Consider the following 4,638-nt stretch of genomic DNA (forward strand, 5'->3'; position numbering starts at 1 on the left):
CATTTCCGCAGCGTCACCAAGAACCTGAGCCGCTTCCTTGGGGGCGTCCGCTGCATACGCGCCAAGTTCCACGGCAAGACGCGCAAGGCTTCCTGTTTTCATTCTGCACATTGTATAGTATTCTTCTATATCAGGCACTATGGAAATATTCCGGTGCCAATTTATGTCCATCGCCTGTCCAAAATGAAGTTTTCTGATATAATCCGTCCAAAGACTGTAAAAATGTTCCTTGTTTTTTAAGTTGCATGAATCAATACAGCTTGATGATAAAAAGTAAAAGAATGAGCCCGAATTTACCGCCGTATCAACGCCGTAGATTTTATGAACAGCCGGTTTGCCGCGCCGAACATCGGACTCGTCTTCGATGTCATCATGAATCAGGCTTGCGTTATGGCTAAATTCAACCAGCGGAGAAAGCTGAATAGCCGAATCGCCGCCGCCTAAAGTTTCGCAGACCAGCGTCATCAACAATGGCCGCCAGCGTTTGCCTCCTCGGGAAAAAATATCGATAAGCGGCGCGGTTAAAAATTGAATTGAATCTGCGTTTATTTTTCCTTCAATACCGGGAAATATTTTTTTTGCCCAGACTGAATCGGCGGTTTCAGGCAGCCAGCGTTTTAGTTCAGTTTCTATTTTTTCTATTCTCTGTGTATACTCTTGATCCATAAAACTATTATAATAGATTTTAATGGCAGATTACAAGAAACCAGACTACTGGCAGCAAAAAGCGCGTAAAGAAGGGTATCCGGCACGTTCCGTTTATAAATTAAAGGAGATCGATGAAAAATTCGGTCTTTTTAAGGTTCGTAAATCAGGCGGCAATAGTCTGCGTGTATTGGACATTGGCGCCGCCCCCGGAAGCTGGAGTCTTTATGTGCTGCGTAAATTTGACGGAAACGGCTTTCTTGCCGCCGCCGACCTTTCCCCTCTTTCCCGCGAATTTGACAAGGGTTTATTTGAGGGAGGCAATTTTTTCTTTATTCAAGGCGATGTTACCGCCGCGCAGGTACGCGAAACCCTTTTGTCAAAAAGCCCCTATAGCGTAATTATCAGCGACGCCGCACCCGCTACCACAGGCAATCATATAGTAGACTCTGCGCGTTCTTTAGAACTTGCACAAACAATAATTGAGTACGCGCAAAACGCGCTTGCCCCCGGCGGCAATCTTGTTGTTAAAATTTTTCAAGGAAGCGGAACAGACGCCGTTTTAAAGAGCATGAAAACCCTTTTTACAACGGCAAAAAGTTACAAACCGCAAGCCTGCCGAAGCGAGTCCGTGGAGACGTATTTTATAGGACTTTGTCGCGTAACTTGAAATTTAGTGAGGACTTATTGACAAAACGGGTTTTTATGCTGAAAATATAAAATATGGCAATTTTTTTACAATTATATCAGGAGGAGTGATAAAATGAAGATTAAATTCAAATTGAGCATTATGATGATCGCTATTGTTTTGGTCGTGGCTGGCGGCATTTCCGTAATTGAGCTTATACAAGCTTCCAATATTAGCCTGAATTTGAGTATGCGTGGCCTGAGATATTTAGCCGATGAGCAAGCTACATACTGGCAAGGCAGGGAAAGTGATTTATTAAACAAATTAGACGGAATCGCGGATATAATGGGCGAGTATGAACATATGCCAGTGCAAGAACGTAGGGACGAATATGACAATATGCTGTTGGCTACTCTGAATAATAATGACAATTTCGCCCGTATATTTTCCATCTGGAAACCAAACGCTATGGACGGTATGGACAGCCGTTATATAGGCCGCCCGGGTTCAACCCCGACTGGCCAGTACGCGATGACTTATGGCAGGGATACCGGCGTAATCGAAGTAAAGCCAAACCTCGTCATTGATGAAATTAATAAATGGATGAGCGGCTCTAGTGCGCTTAAAGACAGGGTTGAAAATCCCACGGCTTTTAAGAATAACGGAAAAGACACTTATATTGTAAGAATAGGGGTTCCCATAACCAGAACTACTACAGACGAAGTAGTCGGACATTTATGTATTCTTGTTGACATAGCGCCAATGCAGGCTGTGATAGCAAAAACCATTAAAGATAACGAGGAAATAGCCGCGATGTCTCTTTACGCAAACAACGGATTTATTATGGGAAGCTATGTGCCTGAACGTATAGGCAAGAACCTGCTCGACGTAGATACATTATACGGCAATCATATACAGGACGCTAATAAGGCTGTTCTTGAAGGCAAACCCTTTACCTGTGCAAGTTATTCGTCCGTGTTGAAATCAAATGTAAGAATTGAAGTAGTGCCTTTTCAGATAGGCAATTCAGACACTACATGGAGCGTGATGATCGCATCAACGGAAGATTACATTTTAAAAGAAGTTCACGCTATTACCAGATTTGTCATTATTCTTGCGTCGATAGCCCTTGTAGTGGCAGTGGTAATTATTTACATTGCTCTGGATAGCACTACCAAGCCAATAGTCAAGGTAGCTGACACTCTCAAGGATATATCCGAAGGCGAAGGCGATTTAACGCGGAGCATTACCGTCAATTCCAAAGATGAAATCGGCGACCTTGCCCTGTACTTTAACAATACTCTTGATAAAATTAAAAAGCTGATTATTATCATCAAGAATGAGGCGCAAGGGCTGAACAGCATAGGCAATGATCTCGCCAGCAACATGACGGAAACTGCCGCCGCGGTGAACGAAATTACCGCTAATATTCAAAGCATCAAGGGGCGCGTAATTAACCAGTCTGCCAGCGTAACCGAAACAAACGCCACAATGGAACAGGTTATCACGAATATAAACAAACTAAACGGCCATGTAGAAAACCAGAGCCGTAATGTTTCACAGGCGTCATCTGCCATTGAGGAAATGGTAGCTAATATCAGTTCTGTTACCAATACGCTTGTCAGCAACGCCGCTAATGTAAAAACCTTACAAGAAGCTTCCGAAGTTGGCCGCGGCGGATTGCAGGAAGTAGCCACTGACATTCAAGAGATAGCCCGCGAGTCCGAAGGACTTTTGGAAATTAACGCTGTAATGGAAAACATTGCCAGCCAGACAAACCTGCTTTCGATGAACGCGGCAATTGAAGCGGCCCATGCCGGTGAAGCTGGAAAGGGCTTTGCCGTAGTTGCCGATGAAATTCGCAAACTGGCGGAAAGTTCCAGCGAGCAGTCAAAAACCATCGGTAATGTTTTGAAAAAGATAAAGGAATCAATTGACAAAATAACCAAATCAACTGAAACCGTACTGACCAGATTCGAGTCGATTGACTCGGGCGTTAAGACGGTGGCGCAGCAGGAAGAGAATATTCGTAACGCGATGGAAGAACAGGGACAGGGAAGCAAGCAAGTCCTGAAGAGCGTCGGTGATTTGAATGATCTTACGCGGCAGGTAAAGAGCGGTTCCGAAGAAATGCTTGAAGGCAGCAAAGAAGTTATGCATGAGAGCCAGAATCTTGAGAAGGTAACGCAGGAGATAACTAGCGGAATGAACGAGATGGCTTCGGGCGCGGATCAGATAAACGTAGCTGTACACCACGTAAACGAGATAAGCGCCAAGAACCGCGAAAGCATCGCTAATCTTATAAATGAAGTTTCACGGTTTAAGGTTGGGTAATTATTTAAAGCTAATATAGAGGATATTAATGAAAAGAATCTTTATTTTTGGCTTAGTGATAATTGCAATGTTAATTATTTCGTGTAAGTCAGGTTCATTTGCGGAAATACAGGCTCAACTGCCTGATATGAGCGGTAAACCTGACGGGTTATATCGCGGGAATTATGTTCTTTCAGGATCGCCTGTTAAGGTTGTTCTTGATGTAACTGTTAAGGATAAGAATATTGCCGCGATTAAAATAATTGAACATTTCTGTTCTCCAATAGGAAAAAAAGCTGAAAAAATAATTGGAGAAATTATTGAGCGGCAAAGCCTTGATGTAGACGCGGTAAGCGGCGCGACAGGAAGCAGCAAGGCTATTTTAAAAGCTGTAGAAAACGCATTGCAGTAGTATCCTATAACAGTAAAAGTAATAAAGTTACATGCTGTATTTTTTAGTAAAATTACCTTTATTCTTTTTTTAGAAAATCCCATACGTATTCCGGTTCTTTGCCGAAAAACCACGGGTTTCCATCTGAATTGAGCTGATATATGCCAATTCCAATAACAGCAGTTAAAACAAACAAAATGATAATAGGAACTATCCAGCTAAATCTTATACCATACATATAATCCTCCTCAAATGTTTCTATATAAAATGTAATGTTTAAGAAGATACTATGCTGTTCTTAAATTGCCGTTAATTGTTCCAAAATTGCCTTATTAAATTGATCTCCCTGCCCCAAAAACAACATATTCCGCCACTTCCAAGAAATATGCGAATATGGTATAATTATTCTATTGAATTTTTTTAAAAGGCGGTAAATATGATAATTTTAACATTGAACTGCGGTTCATCATCGGCTAAATATCAGGTTTATAATTGGGAAACCAAAGATGTTATGGCGGTCGGCATAGTGGAAAAAGTAACCATTGGCGGTTCTTTTATCACCCACAAAGCAAAGGGCAAAGATGAAGTCGTTATTAACCACGATTGCCCCACCCATACCGACGCGATCGACCTCATCATTAAAACTCTTACAAGCAAGGAC

5 protein-coding genes and 1 pseudogene are annotated in these 4,638 nt (G+C 42.2%); 4 read left to right on the forward strand and 2 right to left on the reverse strand.

Features of this window, described 5'->3' with window-relative positions; translation table 11 throughout:
• A partial coding sequence (locus tag ACYVRA_RS05525; RefSeq protein WP_461251753.1) for an FPP/GGPP synthase family protein occupies window positions 1-666 on the reverse strand: 666 nt, incomplete at its 3' end.
• A gap of 22 nt (window positions 667-688) precedes the next feature.
• On the opposite strand from ACYVRA_RS05525, the gene ACYVRA_RS05530 reads away from it, so the two are divergent.
• The 3 genes from ACYVRA_RS05530 to ACYVRA_RS05540 all read left to right on the forward strand — a co-directional run bounded on the left by ACYVRA_RS05530 (window position 689) and on the right by ACYVRA_RS05540 (window position 3,998).
• Window positions 689-1,315: an SAM-dependent methyltransferase gene (locus tag ACYVRA_RS05530; RefSeq protein WP_461251754.1), complete on the forward strand. Its 627-nt coding sequence runs from the start codon at window positions 689-691 to the stop codon at window positions 1,313-1,315.
• A 93-nt stretch (window positions 1,316-1,408) separates the two neighbouring features.
• Window positions 1,409-3,607: a methyl-accepting chemotaxis protein gene (locus tag ACYVRA_RS05535; protein ID WP_461251755.1), complete on the forward strand. Its 2,199-nt coding sequence runs from the start codon at window positions 1,409-1,411 to the stop codon at window positions 3,605-3,607.
• 28 nt (window positions 3,608-3,635) lie between these two features.
• Window positions 3,636-3,998 carry an FMN-binding protein gene (locus tag ACYVRA_RS05540; RefSeq protein WP_461251756.1) on the forward strand — a complete coding sequence of 121 codons (363 nt, stop codon included), beginning with the start codon at window positions 3,636-3,638 and terminating at the stop codon, window positions 3,996-3,998.
• A gap of 58 nt (window positions 3,999-4,056) precedes the next feature.
• Here ACYVRA_RS05540 and ACYVRA_RS05545 read toward each other — a convergent pair whose 3' ends face one another.
• Window positions 4,057-4,215, reverse strand: coding sequence for a hypothetical protein (locus ACYVRA_RS05545; protein WP_461251757.1), 159 nt, complete (start codon window positions 4,213-4,215; stop codon window positions 4,057-4,059).
• A 198-nt stretch (window positions 4,216-4,413) separates the two neighbouring features.
• Here ACYVRA_RS05545 and ACYVRA_RS05550 point away from each other — a divergent pair.
• Window positions 4,414-4,638, forward strand: a pseudogene (locus ACYVRA_RS05550) (propionate kinase); the annotation flags it as partial.

This window comes from Treponema sp. R8-4-B8 (assembly GCF_054786175.1).